16 protein-coding genes are annotated in these 22,033 nt (G+C 72.2%); 2 read left to right on the top strand and 14 right to left on the bottom strand.

The window, feature by feature from the left end; translation table 11 throughout:
• Positions 1–4 precede the first annotated feature (4 nt).
• Both HBO46_RS02650 and pdxH read right to left on the bottom strand, forming a co-directional pair.
• The gene (locus HBO46_RS02650) at positions 5–589 is read right to left on the bottom strand and encodes a TetR/AcrR family transcriptional regulator (RefSeq protein ID WP_207949881.1); all 585 of its coding nucleotides are present in this window, start codon (positions 587–589) and stop codon (positions 5–7) included.
• Positions 590–637: 48 nt separating this feature from the next.
• Positions 638–1,336, bottom strand: a complete 699-nt coding sequence (pdxH, locus tag HBO46_RS02645) for a pyridoxamine 5'-phosphate oxidase (protein WP_166137128.1) — start codon at positions 1,334–1,336, stop codon at positions 638–640.
• Between the two features lie 84 nt (positions 1,337–1,420).
• Between pdxH and HBO46_RS02640 the strand changes: the two genes are divergently transcribed.
• Positions 1,421–2,338, top strand: coding sequence for an SDR family NAD(P)-dependent oxidoreductase (locus HBO46_RS02640; protein WP_166137131.1), 918 nt, complete (start codon positions 1,421–1,423; stop codon positions 2,336–2,338).
• 22 nt (positions 2,339–2,360) lie between these two features.
• Here HBO46_RS02640 and HBO46_RS02635 read toward each other — a convergent pair whose 3' ends face one another.
• Both HBO46_RS02635 and HBO46_RS02630 read right to left on the bottom strand, forming a co-directional pair.
• Positions 2,361–2,792 carry a nuclear transport factor 2 family protein gene (locus HBO46_RS02635; RefSeq protein WP_166137134.1) on the bottom strand — a complete coding sequence of 144 codons (432 nt, stop codon included), beginning with the start codon at positions 2,790–2,792 and terminating at the stop codon, positions 2,361–2,363.
• 193 nt (positions 2,793–2,985) lie between these two features.
• The gene (locus tag HBO46_RS02630; RefSeq protein WP_224769342.1) at positions 2,986–3,510 is read right to left on the bottom strand and encodes a GNAT family N-acetyltransferase; all 525 of its coding nucleotides are present in this window, start codon (positions 3,508–3,510) and stop codon (positions 2,986–2,988) included.
• A gap of 114 nt (positions 3,511–3,624) precedes the next feature.
• Here HBO46_RS02630 and serC point away from each other — a divergent pair, with 114 nt between their 5' ends.
• On the top strand, positions 3,625–4,746 hold the full coding sequence (gene serC / locus HBO46_RS02625) for a phosphoserine transaminase (RefSeq protein ID WP_166137137.1): 1,122 nt from the start codon (positions 3,625–3,627) through the stop codon (positions 4,744–4,746).
• On the opposite strand, the gene HBO46_RS02620 is transcribed toward serC, so the two are convergent.
• The 10 genes from HBO46_RS02620 to rpoB all read right to left on the bottom strand — a co-directional run bounded on the left by HBO46_RS02620 (position 4,725) and on the right by rpoB (position 21,873).
• A complete protein-coding gene (locus tag HBO46_RS02620) occupies positions 4,725–5,258 on the bottom strand; it encodes a macro domain-containing protein (protein WP_166137140.1) in 534 nt (177 codons plus the stop codon). The two genes, serC and HBO46_RS02620, sit on opposite strands and share 22 nt — an antisense overlap.
• Positions 5,259–5,260: 2 nt before the next feature.
• Complete coding sequence (locus HBO46_RS02615; protein ID WP_166137143.1) at positions 5,261–6,262, bottom strand: DNA topoisomerase IB; 1,002 nt, start codon at positions 6,260–6,262, stop codon at positions 5,261–5,263.
• A 115-nt stretch (positions 6,263–6,377) separates the two neighbouring features.
• On the bottom strand, positions 6,378–7,385 hold the full coding sequence (locus HBO46_RS02610) for a YncE family protein (RefSeq protein WP_166137146.1): 1,008 nt from the start codon (positions 7,383–7,385) through the stop codon (positions 6,378–6,380).
• Entirely contained in the window at positions 7,366–8,628 is a 1,263-nt protein-coding gene (locus tag HBO46_RS02605; RefSeq protein WP_166137149.1) for a class I SAM-dependent methyltransferase, read from the bottom strand. Before HBO46_RS02605 ends, HBO46_RS02610 begins: the two co-directional genes overlap by 20 nt.
• 137 nt (positions 8,629–8,765) lie before the next feature.
• Positions 8,766–11,606, bottom strand: a complete 2,841-nt coding sequence (locus HBO46_RS02600) for an FAD-binding and (Fe-S)-binding domain-containing protein (RefSeq protein ID WP_166137152.1) — start codon at positions 11,604–11,606, stop codon at positions 8,766–8,768.
• Positions 11,603–12,103: a hypothetical protein gene (locus HBO46_RS02595; RefSeq protein WP_166137155.1), complete on the bottom strand. Its 501-nt coding sequence runs from the start codon at positions 12,101–12,103 to the stop codon at positions 11,603–11,605. The genes HBO46_RS02600 and HBO46_RS02595 overlap by 4 nt, the downstream gene beginning before the upstream one ends.
• 79 nt (positions 12,104–12,182) lie before the next feature.
• Positions 12,183–13,070 (bottom strand): NUDIX domain-containing protein, encoded by an 888-nt coding sequence (locus HBO46_RS02590; protein ID WP_224769341.1) that lies wholly within the window; start codon positions 13,068–13,070, stop codon positions 12,183–12,185.
• Positions 13,067–14,302: a geranylgeranyl reductase family protein gene (locus tag HBO46_RS02585; RefSeq protein WP_166137158.1), complete on the bottom strand. Its 1,236-nt coding sequence runs from the start codon at positions 14,300–14,302 to the stop codon at positions 13,067–13,069. Before HBO46_RS02585 ends, HBO46_RS02590 begins: the two co-directional genes overlap by 4 nt.
• 132 nt (positions 14,303–14,434) lie before the next feature.
• Positions 14,435–18,313 carry a DNA-directed RNA polymerase subunit beta' gene (locus tag HBO46_RS02580; protein WP_166137161.1) on the bottom strand — a complete coding sequence of 1,293 codons (3,879 nt, stop codon included), beginning with the start codon at positions 18,311–18,313 and terminating at the stop codon, positions 14,435–14,437.
• 92 nt (positions 18,314–18,405) lie between these two features.
• Entirely contained in the window at positions 18,406–21,873 is a 3,468-nt protein-coding gene (gene rpoB / locus HBO46_RS02575; protein WP_397187309.1) for a DNA-directed RNA polymerase subunit beta, read from the bottom strand.
• Between the last annotated feature and the right edge of the window lie 160 nt (positions 21,874–22,033).

Here is a 22,033-nt window from a genome sequence, read left to right as displayed (position 1 = left end):
GGAGTCACGACCTTCCGGGGCGGTGCAGCCCGTGGAGCACGGTGTCGACGGCCTGCTCGGGGGTGAGCAGCCGGCCGTCGGCGAGAGCGGGGTGGCTGCCGACGAAGACCAGCAGCCGCAGGCGGTGGGCGAGCTCGTCGGCGGGGACCACGAGATCGGCGGCGTCGGGGCCGATGACGTCGACGACGAGCGCGAGCAGCTCCTCGAGGCGGTGCCGCTCGCCGTCCCCCTCGGCGCCCGGAGGCGGGGTGACCAGCCCGAGCTGGCCCATCAGCTCGAAGGTGGAGCGGTAGCGCCGCTGGAGGATCTCCGCGACCCGGGTCATCCGCTCCTCGAAGGGCAGGCCGCGGTCAATGCCGGCCAACTGCTCGGCGACGGCGCCGGGCACGAACGCCCGGGCGATGGCCGCGTCGACCAGCTCGTCCTTGGAGTCGAAGACCCGGAAGATCGTGCCCTCCGCGACCCCGGCGGCCGTGGCTATCTGGCGGGTGGTGACCCCGCGCCCGTGGCAGCGCAGCAGGTCGAGGGTCGCCTCGACGAGGGCGGCCCGGCGCTGCTCGGGCGACATCGGCGCGGCACGTGGCGACATGGTTCCCATCTTAAGTGAGTGAGCACTCACTCACACGCGATTCCTCGCCTAGGGCGCGAGCCGCTCGGTGCGCCAGCCGGTGCCGGCGCGGCGGTAGACCAGCCGGTCGTGCATCCGACCGGGCCGGCCCTGCCAGAACTCCACCGACTCGGGCCGCACCACGAAGCCGCCCCAGTGCGCGGGCACCGGCACGTCGCGGCCCTCGAAGCGCGCGCTGACCTCGTCGTACGCCGCGGCGAGGGCCTCGCGCCCGGCGACGACCCGCGACTGCGGCGAGGCCCAGGCGCCGAGCTGGGAGCCGCGCGGACGGCCCGCGAAGTAGGCCTCCACCTCGGCGCGGGGCAGCGGCTCGGCCACCCCGTCGACGCGGACCTGGCGCTCCAGCGGGTGCCAGGGGAACAGCAGCGAGCACCGCGGCTCGGCGCCCAGCTCGCCGCCCTTGCGCGACTCGCGGTTGGTGAAGAAGACGAAGCCCGGCGCCTCTTGCCCGGCCGCCCCCTCTGGCCCGACGGCCACCTCGGGGCGCAGCCCCTTGAGCAGCACCATCCGCGACGACGGCGCACCGTCGGCGCCGACCGAGGAGACGACCATCCCGGTCGGCTCGTAGAGGCCGGCGGCGAGCGCCTCGGCCAGCCAGGCGCGGAACATCGTCATCGGGTCGGCGGCGAGGTCACCCTCGGCGAGACCGCCCGCGGCGTACTCCTCGCGCAGGGCGGCGAGGTCGGGAAGGGGCGACTCGCGACTCATGCTCCGACCCTAGCCACGCCCCGTGCACCCGGCCCCCGCCACGAACCCCTCCCGCCCGCGGGCGGGGACTGGCACACTCCCCGCATGTCTGTGACCCAGCCCACACCCGGCCCGACGTCCGCGCTCCCCCACGGCGGGCGGTACGCCGGCTGCAGCGCGATCGTCACCGGCGCCGGCTCCGGGGTCGGCGCAGCCCTCGCCCGCGCGCTCGTCGGGGCCGGGGCGCACGTCGTCCTGGCCGATCTCGACGCGGACGCCGCGACCCGCGTCTCCGTCGGACTTGCGGGCCCCGAGTCCGGACCGGGCACCGCCCGGCCGGCCGCGCTGGACGTCACCGACGCCGCGGCGGTGGCCGCGCTCGTGCACGAGGTCGTCGACGAGCACGGGCGCCTCGACCTGATGTTCAACAACGCCGGGATCACCTTCGGCGGGGAGACCGAGGACCTCACCCTCGAGCAGTGGAACGCGATCATCGACGTCAACCTGCGCGGCGTGGTGCACGGCGTGCACGCGGCGTACCCGCTGATGGTGCGCCAGGGAGCGGCCGGCGGGCGCGGCGGCCACATCGTCAACACCGCCTCCATGGGCGGGCTGATGGCGGCCGGGCTGATCACCTCCTACGTCGCGACCAAGCACGCGGTCGTCGGGCTCTCGCTCGCGCTGCGCTCGGAGGCGGCCGCGAAGGGCGTCGGGGTGACCGCGATCTGCCCCTCGGCCGTGGAGACACCGCTGCTGGAGAAGGGCGAGCTCGGCCGGTTCCGTGGTCGCGACTACTACCTCAAGGGCCAGGGCGTACGCCGCGCGCTGGACCCCGACGTGCTGGCCGAGCAGGCGCTCGCGGCGGTGGCCGCGGACCGGCCGCTGCTGGTCACCCCGCGCCAGGCCCGGGTGGTCTGGCGCCTCGGGCGGCTCTCCCCCGCCCTGGTCGCCCGCTCCTCGATCCGGTTCGTCGGCCGCCAGCGGCGGCTCCAGGCCGCGCGGGCTGAGCGGGCTGAGGGCTGAGCGGGCCGCGGGCTGCGCGCGCTCACCCGGCGAGCACGACGCCGGTGCGCCGCGCGGGCTGGCTGGCGTTGAACAGCTCGAAGCGCCACCCGGCCCCGGTGGCCCGCAGCACCCCGGAGACCTGGAACGGCGCCCGGTCCTCCCAGCCCTCGTCGGAGCGGACCACCACCTGCGCGCCGCACACGAACCAGACCAGGTCGCCGCGGTGCCGCGCCCAGGTCTCCTCGACCTCCCAGGCGAGGGTGAAGTCCTCCTCGAAGAGCTCGGCGAAGAACCACTCCATCTCCTCCGCGCCGTGGGCGTGCTCGCCGACGTCGTCGCCGTAGAGCGCCCCCTCGCTGACGAAGCAGCCGAGCGCCGCAGCCACGTCGCGCTCGCGCAGGCATGCGCCCAGCCGCGCGACCGCCCACTCGACGACCGCCCCGCTCTCGACGCCCCCCGGCGTACTGGTCATGGCGACCACCTCCGCCGGGCTCAACGACGCCGCGCGCCCCTGGTCATGCCCGCGCCCGCCGCTCGAGCCCGAGCCCGAGCCCGAGCCTGGTGTCTTTCGGCGCAGTTTGCTGGGGTTGACACCTCTCTGCGGCCGGGACCGGTGCTTCTCCTGGCAACTGCGCGGAAAAGTACGGCGCCCCCGTCGAGACCCCTCAGTCGATCCGCTTGGCGAACGAGCGGTTGATCGGCGAGTCGCGGTAGTGCCCGAACCCGGGGATCTCCGCATACCCCGAGGAGAGGTAGAGCTCGATCGCCTCGGGCTGGCGGTCGCCGGTCTCCAGCACGAGCGCCTCGTAGCCGGTGGCTGCGGCGCTGGCCTCCAGGTGCGCCAGCATCCGGCGGGCGTACCCGCGGCGCTGGGCAGTCGGGACGACGTACATCCGCTTGACCTCGGCGGTGACCCGGGTGCCGCACGCCTCGACACCGGAGCGTCGCCAGGCGCCGGTGGCGACCGCGACGCCGTCGGCGTAGCCCACGAAGAAGCTGCCGCCCGGGGGCAGGAACTCCGCCGGCTCGACCGGGCTCTCGTCGCGCCCGCCGTAGCGGCGGACGTACTCCTCCTGGACCTCCTCGACCAGCCGCCGCGCGTCGGGGTCGTCATGGCCGACCCGCACGATCTCCAGCTCCTGCGGCACCCGCTCGTCGCTCGCGGTCACCCGTCCGTCTGCTGCGCTCACGCCCCCATGATCACCCGACCCACGATTCATCGCGCCTCCGGGCGGGCTGACACAATGGTGGAGCTGACAGCGCGGTCAGGTGAGCCTCGCCGCCCTCTCCCGAAAAGGCAGTCCATGAGCCCCGCCCCGCAGATCCCCGCCGACCTCCTTCCCGCGGACGGACGCTTCGGCGCCGGCCCCTCGAAGATCCAGGCCGCCCACCTCGACGCGCTGGCCGCGACCGGTACGTCGCTGCTGGGCACCTCGCACCGCCAGGCGCCGGTCCGCGACCTCGTCGGCCGGGTCAAGGACGGGCTGGCGAGCCTCTTCGCGCTGCCCGACGGCTACGAGATCGTGCTCGGCAACGGCGGCGCGACGGCGTTCTGGGACATCGCGACGTTCGGACTGATCGAGCAGCGCAGCCAGCACCTCACCTTCGGTGAGTTCTCCTCCAAGTTCGCCCAGGCCGCGACCCGCGCCCCGTGGCTGGCCGACCCGTCGGTCATCGCGACCGACCCCGGCACCCGCCCCGACCCGGTCGCCGAGGCTGGGATCGACGCCTACGCCTGGCCGCACAACGAGACCTCCACCGGAGTGATGGCGCCCGTGGTGCGCCCCGCCGGCATCGACGACGGCGCGCTGGTGCTCATCGACGCCACCTCGGGCGCCGGCGGGCTGCCGGTCGACCTGACCGAGACCGACGTCTACTACTTCGCCCCGCAGAAGTCCTTCGCCTCCGACGGCGGGCTGTGGCTGGCCACGATGTCGCCGGCCGCCCTCGAGCGTGCCGAGCGGATCGCGGCGAGCGGGCGCTTCGTCCCGGCGTTCTTCGACCTGCCCAGCGCGATCGAGCAGTCGCGCAAGAACCAGACCCTCAACACCCCGGCCATCGCCACGCTGTTCTTGATGGCCGAGCAGCTGGACTGGATGAACGCCCACGGCGGGCTGCCGGGCATGGTCGAGCGCACGACCCGCTCCTCCTCGGCGCTCTACGGCTGGGCCGAGCGCACGCCGTACGCCTCCCCCTACGTCGCGGCGCCCGCCGACCGCTCGCTGGTGATCGGCACCATCGACTTCGCCGAGGACGTCGACGCCGCGGCGCTCGCCGCCGCGCTGCGCGCCCACGGCATCAGCGACACCGAGCCCTACCGCAAGCTCGGGCGCAACCAGCTGCGGATCGCGATGTACCCCGCGGTCGACCCGTCCGACGTGGAGGCGCTCACCGCCTGCATCGACTACCTCGTCGAGCGGCTCTGAGCCCCGGCTCCCCCCACCGCGCGGCGCACCACGTCGTACGCCGGGTGCCCGAACGCCACGATCCGCACCTCCTCGACGCCGCTGCCGCGCGCCTCGGCGGCAGCGATGCCCTCCAGCGCGGCCGCGACCGACTCCGCGGCCGCCCAGCCGTAGACCCCGGCGCCCACCAGCGGGAACGCGATGCTGCGGACGCCGAGCTCGTCGGCGACCTCCAGCGCCCGGACGTAGCAGGAGACCAGCTGGGAGCGGTCGGTCTCGCCGGCGTTCCGGTCGGGCCCCACCACGTGCACCACCCACCGCGCCGGCAGGTTCCCGGCCTCCGTCCAGCCGGCGTCGCCGGTCGCCAGCCCGTCGGGGAAGCGCCGCACGCAGTCGGCGAGCACCTCGGGCCCACCGACGCGGTGGATCGCCCCGTCGACGCCCCCGCCGCCGCGCATGGCACGGTTCGCGGCGTTGACGACCGCGTCCACCTCCTGCTCGGTGATGTCGCCCTCGACGACGGTGATCTGCATCCTCAGTCCTCTCGCAGCAGCTCGAGCGTCGCGGCCTCCAGGGCCGCCTGGCGCTCATCGGGGGTGTCGTAGTCGGCTCGGGTGGCGCCGTTGATCGTGCGCCCCTGCTCGTAGGCCTCGACGACGCGGGGGTCGACGTAGGAGGAGCGGGCCAGCGTCGGGGTGTTGCCCAGGAAGCTGGACACCTCCTTCATCGCGGTGCTCACCGCCCGGCGCCGCGAGGCCTGCGACTTCCCGGGCTCCTCGGTCTCGGCCAGCGCCGCGGCGGCCAGCACGGTGGCGTGCCAGGTGCGGAAGTCCTTCGCGGTGGCCTCGATGCCGGTGGAGCTCCGGATGTACTCGTTGACCAGCGTGGGCAGCAGGTCTCGCCAGCTGCGACCCTCGCGGTAGGACAGCAGCCGGCCCTCGCCCCGGCGCCGGCGCATCTCCTCGATCGTCTGCACGACGACCTCGTCGTCGATCTCGATGCGGTGCTCCACCCCGGACTTGCCGACGAACCCGAAGACCAGCCGGTCCTGGCGCCGGCGCACGTGGCGGCGCTCCAGGGTGGTCAGCCCGAAGCTGCCGTTGGTGTCGGTGTAGACGTCGTTGCCGATGCGGAAGTAGCCCAGGTCGAGCAGTCGCACGGCCGCGGCGCACGCGCGCTCGAGCGGCATGCCGGTCATGCCGAGGTCGGTCACCACGACCTCGCGCGCGGAGGCCAGCGCGGCACCGAAGGCGAGCATCCGGTCGAACTTCTCGGCGTCACGGCGCTCGCGCCAGGCCGGGTGGTAGAGGTACTGGCGCCGTCCGGCCGCGTCGGTGCCGACCGCCTGAAGGTGGCCGTTCGCATGCGGGGTGACCCACACGTCGGTCCACGCCGGCGGGATCACCAGGTCGCGGACCCGCTCGACGTCCTCGTCGTCAAGCCGGGCACCGTGCTGGTCGAGGTGGACGAAGCCGCGCCCGGCCCGCCGCCGGGTCCAACCCGGCTGGTCGGGAGAGGTACGGCGCAGTCGGGGCACGCCGGAAAAGTAGCCACGCCCCCGACGGCGCAAACCCGCCCCCTCGGGGCGCGAGGCCTCCGGCTGTCGAGCCGGTACGCCGCGCGCCACAACCGCCGACTCGGCGGGAGGAGGGTCAGCGGCGGGGGCGACCCCACAGCCAGCGCAGCAGCAGGACCAGCACGCCCAGGCCCACCCAGCCGCCCAGGAACCACGGCCAGGCGGGCCGGTCCTCGGCGTCGGCGGGGTCGGACGGGGCCGGGTCCTCACGCGACACCTCGGTGTCGGTGCCCGGCTCGGGCGCGACCGAGGCGGTCGCCGGGGCCGGGTCCGGCGCGGCGCGCACCTCCGGCGACAGCTCGACGCGCAGCACCGGCTCGTGCAGCCCCTCGGAGAGCACCAGCACCTCGTCGTCCTCGCCCACCGCGATCGCCTCGCCCTGACGCTGCGACGGCAGCGCGACGGAGGCGACCCGCTCCAGGGTCGGCCAGCTGAGCAGCGTCGCGCCGCTGTAGCCGCGCACCAGCAGGTGCCGGCCGTCGGGCCAGAACGCGCCGTCGGTGGCGAACGCCGGCCCCGGTGCCAGGCGGCGCAGCCGGTTCGGCCGGTCCGCGTCGAGGCGGCGCGGCACGGCGTACACGCTGCCGCCGAGGACCTCCTTGGAGACCACGAGCAGCTGCCCGGTGCCCGGGTGCGCCACCAGCGTCTCGGCGTCGCGGGCGCCGTCGGGGTAGACCAGCTCGTAGGCCTCCGGCTCGACGGTCCGGTCCCCGCGTCCCACCGGGACCCGCAGCAGGGTGACGGACTCGCGGACCCGCCGGTTGTCGCCGATGTCGCCGACCCAGACGTGCCCGGCGCCGGCCGGGGCGAGGGCCTCGGTGTCGCGCGGTGCCTCGGCCCAGCTGGTGGTCCCGACGGTCCTGCCGCTCACCGGGTCGACCACGAAGACCCGCCCGCCGTCGCCGGAGTCGTTGACGACCACCAGGTCGCCGTCGACCACCACCAGGCCGCTGGCCTCGGTGATCGCGGGATCGGCGATCTCGACGACGACGTCGCGCTCGTCCGGGGGCGCGGCGGCCGCGCCCAGGGCGAACGGCACCGCGACCAGGAGCGCGAGGGCGCGCTCAGGCCGGGGCCGGCGCATCCTCGCTCGTCTGCTCGGCGGGCAGCTCGTCGAGCAGCACCGCGAGGCGCGGACGGACCGCCCAGGTGCGCACCAGGTCGTCGTACTCGGTGCGCAGGCTCCCGCCCTTGACCGGCGATCCGGTGCGCACCGCCCGCAGCAGCGTGTTGCGCGGCGTGTGCTGGCTCTCGACGAACTGCACGACGTCGACGCGGTAGCCCTGCAGCCGCATCAGGGTGGCGCGGATCCCGTCGGTGAGGGTGTCGGCCAGCCGCTCGCGCAGGATGCCGTGCCGGGTCAGCTGCGCGTACGGCGCGGGGGTGGGCGCCCGGCGCAGCTGCGCGGCGATGTCGTGGTGGCAGCAGGGCGCGGCCAGCACCAGCTGGGCGCCCCACTCGACCGCGCGGGCGAGCGCCTCGTCGGTGGCGGTGTCGCACGCGTGCAGGGCGAGCACCACGTCGGGCGCCCGGTCAAGCTGCACGCCATCGATGCTGCCGACCACGAACTCCGCGTCGACGCCGAGCTCGCGTGCCACCGCGGTGTTGTGCTCGCGCGACTGCTCCTTGACGTCCACGCCGGTCACCACGACGGGCAGGTCGCGCACGGAGGTGAGGAAGCGCTGGGCGGCGAAGGTGAGGTAGGCGTTGCCGCAGCCCAGGTCCACCACGCGCAGCGGGTCCTCGGCGGTGGGGCGGCGCAGCTGGCCCTTGGCGAGCGCGTCGCTGATCGAGGAGTCCAGCAGGCGCAGGAACTCCTCGACCTGGCGGTACTTGGCCTGCCGGCTCGGCTTGAGCCGGCCCTGGGCGTCGGTGAGGCCGAGCGCCCGGAACAGCGGGTCGTCCTCGGCCAGCAGCCGTTGCTTGTCCCGGTCGTGGCCACGCTCGACCGCGACCGGGGTCTCCCGGTCGGTGGTGTGCAGCAACGCCTCGAGCTTCTTGGTGACCCGCACCTGGTGGCTCTGGGTGGTGGTCTCGACGTGCCAGTTGCCGAACGGCTCGTCGATGACCTCGTCCACGGCCGCGCGGGCCGCGTCGCTCACCCCGTCGGGACCGACCGGGTAGTTGGCCGTGTGGGCCTGGGTCTGGTCGTAGGAGGTGATCTGCAGGTGCCGGCCGGCCTTGAGGTCGACGTAGCGCAGCTCGACGCGGCGCCAGCGCGGCTGGGAGCCCTTCTGGCGTCCCGAGGCGACGGCGCGCACCAGGCTGTCGGGGTCGAGCAGGTGGCTGCGCATCTGGGTCAGCACCCGCAGCAGCGGCTCGCTCACTGGGTCACCGCCGTGAGGACCACGATGACCAGCAGCAGCATCAGGAAGGCCGGGATGATGAAGCGGCGGTGGCGTGGGTTCACGCCTCCAGTCTAGGAGCGCCGCCCGCGCGGCCCGGCATCGCTGGGGACGCCGCCTCAGCCCTCGAGGCGCGAGGCGAGCAGCTCGGCGAGGTGCAGCGTCTCGACGTCGGCGAGGTCGGCGAGCTGCACCCGGCACGACATGCCGTCGGCCAGCACCACCGCGCCGGGGTTGGCCCGGACCGCCGGCATCAGGTGCGTCTCCGCGACCGCCACCGACACCTCGTAGTGGCCCTTCTCCATGCCGAAGTTGCCGGCCAGCCCGCAGCAGCCCGCGACCTTGGTCAGCGTCGCCCCGGCGTCGCGCAGCAGCTTCTCGTCGGCCGACCAGCCGAGGACCGAGGAGTGGTGGCAGTGCGGCTGGGCCACGATCTCGGTGCCGGTGAGGTCGGGCATCCGCACTCGACCCTCGCCGACGAGGTCGGTGAGCAGCTCGGCGAAGGTCCGCACCCCGACGGCGACCCGCGCCGCGGCCGGGTCGGCGGTGAGCTCGGTGGCGTCGCTGCGCAGGGTGGCCAGGCAGGACGGCTCCAGCCCGATCACCGGCACGCCGGAGTCGACGTACGGCGCGAGCGTGCGCACGGTGCGCTCCATGATCGAACGCGCCTGGTCGAGCTGGCCGGTGGTGACCCAGGTCAGCCCGCAGCACGCGGACTCCTCGATCACCCGCACCCGCAGGCCGGCGGCCTCGAGCACCTGGATCGCGGCGTGCCCGCTGCGCGGGAAGAAGTGGTCGGTGAAGGAGTCCGCCCACACCCACACGTCCGGGGCCTGCTCGGCGCCGGCCCCCTGGGCCGACTGCTGTGCGGACTTCTGGGCCTTGCGCTGGCTGCGGCGCAGCGTGGTGGTGGCGAAGGTGGGGATCGAGCGGCGCTGGTCGATGCCGGCGGTGGCGCGCGCCAGCGAGGCGAGCGGCTTGATCCGCATCACCGCGTTGGACAGCGGCGCGACCGGGGCGCTCATCCGCACCCACTGCGGCAGCCGGCCGAGCAGGTAGTGGGTCCGCGGGCGCACCTTGCCGGAGTAGGTCTGGTGCAGCACCTCGGACTTGTAGGTCGCCATGTCGATGCCGGTCGGGCAGTCCGAGGAGCAGCCCTTGCACGACAGGCACAGGTCGAGCGCCTCGTGCACGGCCGGGTCCTGCACGCCCTGCACCAGGGCGCCGTCGAGCGCCTCCTGGAGCACCCGGGCCCGGCCGCGGGTGGAGTCCTTCTCCTCGCGGGTGGCCTGGTACGACGGGCACATGACGCCGGCACTGGTGGCCGCGACGCACTTGCCGACGCCGGTGCAGCGGTGCACGGCGTTGCCGAAGGAGCCCTCGTCGTGCAGGAAGCGCAGCGCGGGGACGCCCTCACGGGTGCGCGGGCGCGCCGGGCGCAGGTCGGCGTCCAGCGGGGCGGGGTCGACCAGGACACCGGGGTTCAGCACGTTGGCGGGGTCGCAGATCGCCTTGACCGCGCCGAAGAGCCGTACCGACTCCTCGGGATACATGATCGACAGCAGCTCCGAGCGCGCCCGGCCGTCGCCGTGCTCGCCGGACAGCGACCCGCCGTACTCGGCGAGCTTGTGGGCCGAGGCGGTCATGAAGTCGCGGAAGGACGCCCCGCCGTCGTCGAACTTGAAGTCGATGCGCACGTGCACGCAGCCGTCGCCGAAGTGGCCGTAGGGCACCCCGTCGAGGTCGTGCTCGCGCAGCAGCGCGTCGAAGTCGCGCAGCCAGGCGCCGAGCTGGGCGGGCGGGACGGCGGCGTCCTCCCAGCCGGAGTACGCCGGGGTGGGCAGGCTGCGGCTGGCCAGTCCGGCGCCGTCCTCGCGGATGCGCCACAGCGCGGCGGCCTCGGCGGCGTCGGTGACCACCCGGTGGTCCAGCGCGCCGGCGGCCGCGACGACCGTGGTGAGGAGCTCGGGGTCGACGACCTCGACCATCAGCCAGCCGGCGCCACGCGGCAGCTGCGGCACCGACCCGCCACGGGCGCGGACCAGGTCGGCGATGCGGGCGTCCATGCCCTCGCAGGCGACCAGGGCGGAGCCCTCGGTGGAGACGTCCTGCTGGCCGACCGCGGCGAGCAGTGCGGGCACCGCGTCGGCGGCCTCGAACATGTCGGCGTAGCCGAGCACGACCAGGTGGCGCGCGACCTCCGGGACCAGCCGCACCCGGGCGCGGCGGACCACCGCGAGGGTGCCCTCGGAGCCGACCAGGAACTTGTCCAGCGAGCGACGCTCGGGAAGCAGGTGCTCCAGGGAGTAGCCGCTCACCTGGCGCGAGAAGCGGCCGAAGCTGGTGCGCACGTGCCCGAGGTGGGCCTCGACGAGCGCGGCCAGCTGCGCGGGCACGTCGCCGTCGGCGGCGTAGGCCACGTCGAGGTCGACCACGTTGTCGGCGGTGCGGCCGTAGCCCAGCGCGCGGGAGCCGCACGCGTTGTTGCCGATCATCCCGCCGATCGTGCAGCGCGGGTGGGTCGAGGGGTCGGGGCCGAAGCGCAGCCCGTGCGGAGCCGCGGCCTTCTGCAGGTTGGCGTGGATCAGGCCCGGCTCGACCAGCGCGGTGCGGGTCTCGGGGTCGATCTCCAGCACCCGGTTGAGGTGGCGCACGGTGTCGACCACGATGCCGGTCCCGACCGCGTTGCCGGCGATCGAGGTGCCGGCGCCGCGCATCGTCAGCGGCACACCGAGGGTGCGGGAGGCGTCGAGCAGGGCGTCGAGCTCGTCGACGTGGCGCGGGCGGGCCACGATCTGCGGCACCACGCGGTAGATCGAGGCGTCGGTGGAGTACATCGCGCGGGTCAGCGTGGTGTCGTCGACGTCGGTGAGCCCGCGACGGCGCAGCTCGGCCTTCAGGTCCCCGCTCGCGGGTGCGCCCGCGGCGCCTGCGCCTGCGGTGATGGTCTCGGCGCTCATCGCCCCTCCTGGGGTCGGTAACGGAACAACGACATCCACAACGACCAGACGATCAGGCCGACCACTCCGCCGCCGATCACGGTGAGGAACGGCGAGCCCAGGGTGGGCTCCCCCGCCCGGGCCGTGGCCACCACGGAGACCAGGACGCCGCCGAGCAGCACCATCGCCGCCGCGCCGACGCCGTACAGGACGCCGACCATGCGGCGCTGGGCCTCCGCCTCACGGGCGGGCGTGGCGCTCCACCACTCGAGGTGGGGGACGTCGACCCACGGCGAGGAGAGCGGCTGCCTCGGCAGCACCCGTGCGACCCAGGGGGTGGCGAGGGCGAGCACGAGCCCGGCGACGCCGAACAGCGCGACGACCTCGGCTCGCGAGCCCCAGCTCTCGGGGTGCTCCATGAAGCCCAGGTGCACGGGCACCCGCTCGGGCAGACGAGTCGCGGCCACGCCCAGCAGCACGGCGTACGCCGCCGTGGTCAGGATGAACGCGAGCCGCACCGGCCCAGTCTCCCACTCCCGCCCCGACGGCGCGCACGCCGCCCGGGGCCGGTGAGACGTACGCCGCCCGGCGGGTCGCTCAGCCCCGGCGCTGGGCCGCGGCGAGCGCGGCGCGCACCACGTCGAGCACCTCGACCGCGCCGGACTCGATGTCGGCCACCGACACCCAGGCGGCGGCGTCGGTGGTGCCGTCCACCTCCGCGACGCGGGGCTGCGCCCCGGGCGGCACCGCGGCCGCGAAGACCAGGTGCACGCCGTGGAAGTCCTCACGACGCCCGGTCGGCGCGGTGCCGGTGAAGTGCACGTCGTGGACCTCGAGCACCTCGCCCACCTCCGCGACGACCCCGCACTCCTCGAGCAGCTCGCGGCGCAGCGCGGCGCGGGGCTCCTCGCCGTGGTCGATGCCGCCGCCGGGCAGCGTCCAGCTGCCCGGGTGGGCGCCGCGCGCGGAGATCCGGGTCAGCAGCACCGCGTCGTCGCGGCGGGCGAGCGCATAGGCGGCCACCCGCTGGTGCCGGGCCGCCGCGTGGTCGGCCAGCGCCTCGCGCACCAGCGCGGTCACCGGCAGGGTGCCGTCGAGCACGTCGCTCAGCGGCTGCCAGGCGGCCTCGACCGTGGAGCCGTCGACCTCGACGACCCGCGGCTCGGGCGCGTCCACCGGCACCCACGCGTCGTACACCATCCGCACCGACCAGACGTCGACGCGCCGGCCGTCACGCCACGCGGAGGGCTGGTGGAAGGTGTAGACGCGGGCGCTCTCGCCGACGCTCGCCGTCAGCCCGGTCTCCTCGTACACCTCGCGGACGACCCCGGCGCGCGGCTCCTCGCCGCGCTCGAGCCCGCCGCCCGGCAGGGTCCACATCTCCCCCTGGGCGATCCGCTCGGCGATCCGGCTGAGCAGGATCTGCTCGCCGCGCACGATCACGGCGTACGCCGCGACCCGCTGGACAGGGGCGGGGCGGCTCACGAGAACGGCGGTCGGGCGTCGCGCGCGATCGACTGGCGACCGGCCCAGCGCCAGATCCGCGCGGCCCGGTCCCGGTCCTCCTCGCTCACCAGGTTGCCCATCCAGCGCAGCGCGAGCGTCATCAGCAGGTCGCTGCGCATGCCGGCCGGACCCAGGGTGGCGACCAGGCGGGGCACGGTCGCGATCCCGGCCAGGCGGCGGGCAATCGAGAACGCCTCGCCGTAGTGCTCGCGCAGGAGCGCCGGCCAGGCGGTCGCCAGGTCGGCACCGTCGGCGAGCAGCTCGGCGACCAGGCGGCCGGTCTCCATGCCGTAGTCGATGCCCTCGCCGTTCAGCGGGTTCACGCACGCGGCCGCGTCGCCGACCAGCGCCCAGTTGGCACCGGCCACGCCGCTCACGGCACCGCCCATCGGCAGCAGCGCCGAGGCGGGGGCGCGCAGCTCGCCGGAGAGCCCGAACTCCTCGCGGCGCAGGTCGGCGTAGTGGCTCATCAGCGGGCGCACCGCGATGTTGGCCGGGCGCGCGGCTGTGGCCAAGGCGCCGACTCCGATGTTCACCTCGCCGGTGCCGAGCGGGAAGATCCAGCCGTAGCCGGAGAGCACGGTGCCCTCCTGGTCGCGCAGCTCGAGGTGGGAACTGATCCACGGGTCGTCGCTGCGCGTGGAGGCGATGTAGGAGCGTCCGGCCACGCCGTAGACGGTGTCGCGGTGCCACTCGCGGCCCAGCACCTTGCCCAGCGGCGAGCGCACGCCGTCGGCGACCACGAGCCGCTCGCACTCGATCTCGAAGGTCTCCCCCTCCCCGCGGAACACGACGGCGGCCACCCGGTCGCCGTCCATCCGCACGTCCACGGCCCGCGCGTTCTCCACCCCGACGGCGCCGCGCTTGAGCGCCGCGGTGCGCAGGTGGTCGTCGAGCTCGGTGCGGGCCACCGCGGAGCCCCAGGTGGGGTGCTCGCCGCCCGGCCAGGGCAGCTCCTGCACCTGGCCCCAGCCGTGGGCGCGCAGGCCCCGGTTGACGGTGTGCGAGCGCACCCAGTCGGTGAGCCCGAGCTTGTCGAGCTCGGCGATCGCCCGCGGGGTCAGCCCGTCGCCGCAGGTCTTGTCGCGGGGGAACACCGCCGCGTCGGCGAGCACGACGTCCGCGCCGGAGGTGGCGGCCCAGGCGGCGGCGGCTGAGCCGGCCGGGCCGGCGCCGACCACGAGGACGTCGGTCTTGACAGGGGTGCTCACCCTGCGATTCTCGCAGCCCACCACAGGGGCGACCAAGCCACCTCGCCCCCGCTCCCGCCGAAGACCCCCGGGACGCGGAACGGCCCCGCTCCCAGAAGGGAGCGGGGCCGTCCGAGACCGCGAGTGGTCGCGTCAGTTCTGGTAGGACCCGAAGTCGAAGTCGTCCAGAGCGACAGCGGCGCCGGCGGTGCCGCCGAACTCGTAGTCGTAGGAGTCGTAGCCGGTGACGGAGTACGCCGCGGCGCGGGCCTCCTCGGTGGGCTCCACCCGGATGTTGCGGTACCGCTCGAGGCCGGTACCCGCCGGGATCAGCTTGCCGATGATCACGTTCTCCTTCAGACCGCGCAGCGAGTCCGAGCGGCCGTGGATGGCGGCGTCGGTGAGGACGCGGGTCGTCTCCTGGAAGGAGGCGGCCGACAGCCACGACTCGGTCGCCAGCGAGGCCTTGGTGATGCCCATGAGCACCGGGCGACCCGAGGCCGGCTTGCCGCCCTCGGAGACCACGCGGCGGTTCTCCTCCTCGAAGATCACGCGGTCCACGAGGTCGGAGGGCAGCAGGTTGGTCTCGCCCGACTCGATGACCGTCACCCGGCGCAGCATCTGCCGGACGATGATCTCGATGTGCTTGTCGTGGATCGCCACGCCCTGGCTGCGGTAGACCTCCTGGACCTCGTCCACGAGGTGCTCCTGGGCCTTGCGCACACCCAGGATCCGCAGGACGTCCTGCGGGTCCGGGGTACCCGAGGTCAGGTGGTGACCGACCTCGACGTGCTGGCCGTCCTCGATGTTGAGGCGCGAGCGCTTCGAGACGGGGTACTCCTGGACCTCGGAGCCGTCGTCGGGGGTGAGCAGGACCTTGCGGGCCTTGTCGGAGTCCTCGATCTCGACGCGACCAGCGGCCTCGGCGATCGGCGTACGACCCTTCGGGGAGCGGGCCTCGAAGAGCTCGACCACGCGGGGCAGACCCTGGGTGATGTCGTCCGCGGAGGCCACACCACCGGTGTGGAAGGTACGCATGGTCAGCTGCGTGCCGGGCTCACCGATGGACTGGGCGGCGATGATGCCGACCGCCTCACCGATGTCGACCAGCTTGCCGGTGGCCAGCGAGCGGCCGTAGCACTTGGCGCAGGTGCCGGTGCGGGCGTCACAGGTCAGCACGGAGCGGACCTTGACCTCCTCGATGCCGGCCGCGATCAGCTCGGCGATCTTGACGTCGCCGAGGTCGTCGCCGGCGGCGGCGAGGATCTCGCCGGTCTCCGGGTGGGCCACGTCGACGGCGGCGGCACGGGCGTACGCCGCGGTCTCGGCGTTCTCGTGCTTGACCACGGTGCCGTTCTCGAGGCGCTCACCGATCCGCTTGGGCAGACCGCGCTCGGTGCCGCAGTCGTCCTCACGGATGATGACGTCCTGCGAGACGTCCACCAGACGACGGGTCAGGTAGCCCGAGTCGGCGGTACGCAGCGCGGTGTCGGCCAGACCCTTGCGAGCACCGTGGGTGGAGATGAAGTACTCCAGGACCGAGAGGCCCTCACGGAAGTTCGCCTTGATCGGGCGGGGGATGATCTCGCCCTTCGGGTTGGCCACGAGGCCACGCATGGCGCCGACCTGGCGGATCTGGTTGTAGTTACCAGACGCGCCCGAGTTCACCATCATGTGGATCGGGTTCGTGTCGACGAACGCCTTCTCCATGGCCTCACCGACGCGCTTGCCGGCCTCGGTCCAGATCTCGACGAGCTCCTGGCGACGCTCGTCGTCGGTGACCAGACCGCGCTCGAACTGCTTCTGCACCTTGGCGGCCTGGGCCTCGTAGCCGGCCAGGATCTCCTTCTTGTCCGACGGCGTCGTGACGTCGTCGATGGAGACCGTGACACCCGAGCGGGTGGCCCAGTGGAAGCCGTTGTCCTTGAGGGCGTCGAGCGAGGCGGCGACCTCGACCTTGGTGTAGCGCTCCGCGAGGTCGTTGACGATCGCGCCGAGCTCCTTCTTGCCCACCTTGTTGTTCACGTAGGCGTAGTCGGCCGGAAGGCTGTCGTTGAAGATCGTGCGACCCAGCGTGGTCGGGATCAGCAGCGGCTGGCCCGGCTCCCAGCCCTCGGGGGTCTCGAAGCCCACCGGCGGCACGACATCGGTCAGCCGGATGTTGACCTTCGACTGCAGCGTGATCTCGCGGCGGTCGAACGCCATGATCGCCTCGGCCTGGGAGCCGAAGGAGCGACCCTCACCGGGCTGGCCCTCGCGGTCCTGGGTCAGGAAGAACAGGCCGATGATCATGTCCTGGGTAGGCATGGTCACCGGACGGCCGTCCGAGGGCTTGAGGATGTTGTTGGTCGAGAGCATCAGGATGCGGGCCTCGGCCTGCGCCTCGGCGGACAGCGGCAGGTGCACCGCCATCTGGTCACCGTCGAAGTCGGCGTTGAAGGCCGTGCAGACCAGCGGGTGCAGCTGGATGGCCTTGCCCTCGATCAGCTGGGGCTCGAAGGCCTGGATGCCGAGGCGGTGCAGGGTGGGCGCACGGTTCAGCAGCACCGGGTGCTCGGTGATGACCTCTTCGAGGACGTCCCACACGACCGGGCGGGCGCGCTCGACCATGCGCTTGGCGGACTTGATGTTCTGAGCGTGGCTCAGGTCCACCAGGCGCTTCATCACGAACGGCTTGAAGAGCTCCAGGGCCATCTGCTTGGGCAGACCACACTGGTGCAGCTTCAGCTGCGGACCCGACACGATGACCGAACGGCCCGAGTAGTCCACGCGCTTGCCGAGCAGGTTCTGACGGAAGCGACCCTGCTTGCCCTTGAGCATGTCGGAGAGCGACTTCAGCGGCCGGTTGCCCGGGCCGGTGACGGGGCGACCACGACGGCCGTTGTCGAACAGCGAGTCGACGGCCTCCTGGAGCATCCGCTTCTCGTTGTTGACGATGATCTCCGGCGCACCGAGGTCGAGCAGGCGCTTGAGGCGGTTGTTGCGGTTGATCACGCGGCGGTACAGGTCGTTGAGGTCGGAGGTCGCGAAGCGGCCACCGTCCAGCTGCACCATCGGACGCAGGTCCGGCGGGATGACCGGGACGGCGTCGAGGACCATGCCCTCGGGCTTGTTGCCGGTCTTGCGGAAGGCGTCGACGACCTTGAGGCGCTTGAGCGCGCGGACCTTCTTCTGGCCCTTGCCGTTGGCGATCGTGTCGCGCAGCGACTCGATCTCGGCCGGGATGTCGAAGTCCTGGAGGCGCTTCTGGATCGCGGTCGCGCCCATGTAGCCCTCGAAGTACTTGCCGAACCAGGTCTTCATCTCCCGGTAGAGCATCTCGTCGCCCATGAGGTCCTGGACCTTGAGGCTCTTGAAGGTGTTCCAGACCTCGTCGAGGCGGTCGATCTCGCGCTGCGAGCGGTCGCGCAGCTGCTTCATCTCGCGCTCGGCGCCGTCGCGCACCTTGCGGCGCTGGTCGGCCTTCGCACCCTCGGCCTCGAGCTGGGCGAGGTCCTCCTCCAGCTTGCGGCTGCGGTCCTCGAGCGCCTGGTCGCGGCGCTTCTCGAGACGCTCACGCTCCATGCCGACCTTGCCCTCGAGGGAGGACAGGTCGTTGTGACGGGCCTCCTCGTCGACGGAGGTGATCATGTAGGCGGCGAAGTAGATGACCTTCTCGAGGTCCTTCGGCGCCAGGTCCAGCAGGTAGCCCAGACGGCTCGGGACACCCTTGAAGTACCAGATGTGGGTGACGGGCGCGGCCAGCTCGATGTGGCCCATGCGCTCGCGACGCACCTTGGAACGGGTCACCTCGACGCCGCAGCGCTCGCAGATGATGCCCTTGAAGCGCACGCGCTTGTACTTGCCGCAGTAGCACTCCCAGTCCCGGGTGGGACCGAAGATCTTCTCGCAGAAGAGGCCGTCACGCTCGGGCTTGAGCGTGCGGTAGTTGATCGTTTCCGGCTTCTTGACCTCGCCGTGGCTCCAGGTACGGATGTCGTCCGCGGTGGCCAGGCCGATCTGAAGCTGGTCGAAGAAGTTCACATCGAGCACGGTGGCTGTTGTCCTTCGTTAGTTCTCGAAATCAAAGCTGAGGACTGATCGGCCCGGGCCGGCGGCGGTGGCCGCCGGCCCGGGGGTGCCGATCAGACTTCTTCGACGCTGTTGGGCTCGCGGCGAGACAGGTCGATCCCGAGCTCCTCGGCGGCACGGAAGACGTCCTCCTCCGCGTCCCGGAGCTCGATGCGCGAGCCGTCCTGGCTGAGCACCTCCACATTGAGGCAGAGGGACTGCATCTCCTTGACGAGCACCTTGAACGACTCGGGGATGCCCGAGTCGGGGATGTTCTCGCCCTTGACGATCGCCTCGTAGACCTTGACGCGACCGGGCACGTCGTCGGACTTGATCGTGAGCAGCTCCTGCAGGGCGTAGGCGGCGCCGTACGCCTCCATCGCCCAGACCTCCATCTCGCCGAACCGCTGGCCACCGAACTGGGCCTTACCGCCCAGGGGCTGCTGCGTGATCATCGAGTAGGGGCCGGTGCTGCGCGCGTGGATCTTGTCGTCCACGAGGTGGTGCAGCTTGAGGATGTACATGTAGCCGACCGAGACCGGGTCCGGGAACGGCTCGCCGGAGCGGCCGTCGAACAGCCGCGCCTTGCCGGTCTCGTCGATCAGGCGGTCGCCGTCACGGGTCGGGATCGTCGCACCCAGCAGGCCGGTGATCTCGTCCTCGCGCGCACCGTCGAACACCGGGGTGGCGACCTTGGTGTTCGGCTCGGCCTTGTCGGCCTGGATCTTGATCAGGCGCTGCTTCCAGGCCGAGTCCTCCGGGTCACCGGAGAGGTTGATGTCCCAACCCTGCTTGGCCAGCCAGCCGAGGTGGAGCTCGAGGATCTGGCCGATGTTCATGCGTCGCGGCACACCGAGCGGGTTCAGGATCACGTCGACCGGGGTGCCGTCCTCCATGAACGGCATGTCCTCGATCGGCAGGATCTTGGCGATGACGCCCTTGTTGCCGTGACGACCGGCGAGCTTGTCACCCACCGAGATCTTGCGCTTCTGGGCGACGTAGACGCGGACCAGCTGGTTGACGCCCGGGGGCAGCTCGTCGCCGTCCTCGCGGTCGAAGACCCGGACGCCGATGACGGTGCCGGACTCGCCGTGCGGGACCTTCATCGAGGTGTCGCGCACCTCGCGCGCCTTCTCGCCGAAGATCGCGCGGAGCAGGCGCTCCTCCGGGGTCAGCTCGGTCTCGCCCTTGGGCGTGACCTTGCCGACGAGGATGTCACCGGTGGTGACCTCGGCGCCGATGCGGATGATGCCGCGCTCGTCGAGGTCGGCCAGCATCTCCTCGGAGACGTTCGGGATGTCCCGGGTGATCTCCTCGGGGCCGAGCTTGGTGTCGCGGGCGTCGACCTCGTGCTCCTCGATGTGGATCGAGGTGAGGACGTCCTCCTGGACCAGACGCTGGCTCAGGATGATGGCGTCCTCGTAGTTGTGGCCCTGCCACGGCATGAAGGCCACGAGGAGGTTGGTGCCCAGCGCCATCTCGGCGTGGTCGGTGCACGGACCGTCGGCGATCGGGCTGCCGGCCTCCAGGCGAGCGCCCTCGTCGACCAGCGGACGCTGGTTGATGCAGGTGCCCTGGTTGGAGCGGCGGAACTTCGCCAGGCGGTAGGTGGAGTAGGTGCCGTCGTCGTTCATCACCTCGACGGCGTCGGCGGACACCTCCTTGACCACACCGGGCTTCGTGGCGGTGACCACGTCGCCGGCGTCGACCGCGGCGCGGTACTCCATGCCGGTGCCGACCAGCGGGCTGTCGGACCGGATCAGCGGGACGGCCTGACGCTGCATGTTGGCGCCCATGAGCGCACGGTTGGCGTCGTCGTGCTCGAGGAACGGGATCAGGGCGGTCGCGACGGACACCATCTGGCGCGGCGAGACGTCCATGTAGTCGACCTCGTCGGCCAGGATCTCGGAGACCTCGCCGTCGCGCTGGCGGACCAGGACGCGCTCCTCGACGAAGTTGCCGTCGTCGTCCATCGCGGCGTTGGCCTGCGCGATGACGTAGCGGTCCTCGTCGTCGGCGGTCAGGTAGTTGATCTCGTCGGTGACCCGGCCGTTCTCGACCTTGCGGTACGGCGTCTCGACGAAGCCGAACGGGTTGATCCGGCCGTAGGAGGCCAGCGAGCCGATCAGGCCGATGTTCGGGCCTTCCGGCGTCTCGATCGGGCACATGCGGCCGTAGTGCGACGGGTGGACGTCACGGACCTCCATGCCGGCGCGGTCACGGGACAGACCGCCCGGGCCGAGCGCGGAGAGCCGGCGCTTGTGCGTCAGGCCCGCGATCGGGTTGGTCTGGTCCATGAACTGCGAGAGCTGGGAGGTTCCGAAGAACTCCTTCAGCGCCGCGACGACCGGGCGGATGTTGATCAGCGACTGCGGCGTGATCGCCTCGACGTCCTGGGTCGTCATCCGCTCGCGCACGACGCGCTCCATGCGAGCCAGACCGGTGCGCAGCTGGTTCTGGATCAGCTCGCCGACCGTGCGCATGCGGCGGTTGCCGAAGTGGTCGATGTCGTCCGAGGAGATGTCGAGGGTGCCCTGGGGCGTCTCGAGCTGCTTCTGGCCGTCGTGCAGCGCGACGATGTAGCGGATCGCGGCGACGATGTCGTCGATCGTCAGCGTCTGCTGGTCGAAGGCCTCGAGCAGGCCGAGCTTCTTGTTGATCTTGTAGCGACCGACCTTGGCGAGGTCGTAGCGCTTGGGGTTGAAGTAGTAGTTGTTCAGCAGCGTCTGCGCGGCCTCCTCCGTCGGCGGCTCGCCCGGGCGCAGCTTGCGGTAGATGTCGAGCAGCGCGTCGCGCTGGGTCTCGGTGTTGTCCTTCTCCAGCGTGAGCATCATCGACTCGTACTGGCCGAACTCCTCGCGGATCTGCTCGTTCGTCCAGCCGAGGGCCTTGAGCAGCACCGTGACGTTCTGCTTGCGCTTGCGGTCGAGGCGCACGCCGACGAGGTCGCGCTTGTCGATCTCGAACTCCAGCCAGGCACCGCGGCTCGGGATGAGCTTGCCGGTGTAGATGTCCTTGTCGGAGGTCTTGTCGACCGAGCGCTCGAAGTAGACGCCCGGGCTGCGCACCAGCTGGCTGACGACGACACGCTCGGTGCCGTTGATGATGAAGGTGCCCTTGTCGCTCATGAGCGGGAAGTCGCCCATGAAGACCGTCTGGCCCTTGATCTCGCCGGTGTCGTTGTTGGTGAACTCCGCCGAGACGTAGAGCGGGGCGGAGTAGGTGAAGTCCTTCTCCTTGCACTCCGCGACCGTGTACTTGGGGTCGTAGAAGACCGGGTTCTCGAACGAGAGCGACATCGTCTCGGAGAAGTCCTCGATCGGGGAGATCTCTTCGAAGATCTCCTGCAGGCCGGACTTCTCCGACACGTCCTCGCCCTCGGCACGCCGGCGCTCGAGGGCGGCCTGGTGACGCTCGTTGCCGATCAGCCAGTCAAAGCTGTCGGTCTGCAGGGAGAGGAGCTGCGGGACCTCGATGGGGTCCTGGATCTTGTTGAAAGAGATGCGGCGGGGGTTACCGGAGGTGCTGCGCGTGGCCAACAGGTTTCCTTCGACGGAATCGCACGGTGAGACGCGCCACCCACCACTAGGTCATCCAACCGGGCAGGAGACAAGCATTTGAGGGCAGGCGCAAAGCGCTACACTACCTGACAAATGGGCTCGCGGCAATGCCAGCAGCCACCTGTTGCATGATCCTGACGAA

Source organism: Nocardioides ochotonae (genome assembly GCF_011420305.2).
Taxonomy (GTDB): Bacteria; Actinomycetota; Actinomycetes; order Propionibacteriales; family Nocardioidaceae; genus Nocardioides; species Nocardioides ochotonae.
The sequence above is the reverse complement of the archived record's forward strand: the minus strand, read 5'-3'. Positions and strand labels throughout refer to the sequence as shown.

Bases quoted from the DNA above. Each gene is read 5' to 3' on its own strand.
- HBO46_RS02650 (WP_207949881.1), bottom strand. From the start codon at position 589: ATGTCGCCACGTGCCGCGCCGATGTCGCCCGAGCAGCGCCGGGCCGCC.
- pdxH (WP_166137128.1), bottom strand. From the start codon at position 1,336: ATGAGTCGCGAGTCGCCCCTTCCCGACCTCGCCGCCCTGCGCGAGGAG.
- HBO46_RS02640 (WP_166137131.1), top strand. From the start codon at position 1,421: ATGTCTGTGACCCAGCCCACACCCGGCCCGACGTCCGCGCTCCCCCAC.
- HBO46_RS02635 (WP_166137134.1), bottom strand. From the start codon at position 2,792: ATGACCAGTACGCCGGGGGGCGTCGAGAGCGGGGCGGTCGTCGAGTGG.
- serC (WP_166137137.1), top strand. From the start codon at position 3,625: ATGAGCCCCGCCCCGCAGATCCCCGCCGACCTCCTTCCCGCGGACGGA.
- HBO46_RS02620 (WP_166137140.1), bottom strand. From the start codon at position 5,258: ATGCAGATCACCGTCGTCGAGGGCGACATCACCGAGCAGGAGGTGGAC.
- HBO46_RS02610 (WP_166137146.1), bottom strand. From the start codon at position 7,385: ATGCGCCGGCCCCGGCCTGAGCGCGCCCTCGCGCTCCTGGTCGCGGTG.
- HBO46_RS02600 (WP_166137152.1), bottom strand. From the start codon at position 11,606: ATGAGCGCCGAGACCATCACCGCAGGCGCAGGCGCCGCGGGCGCACCC.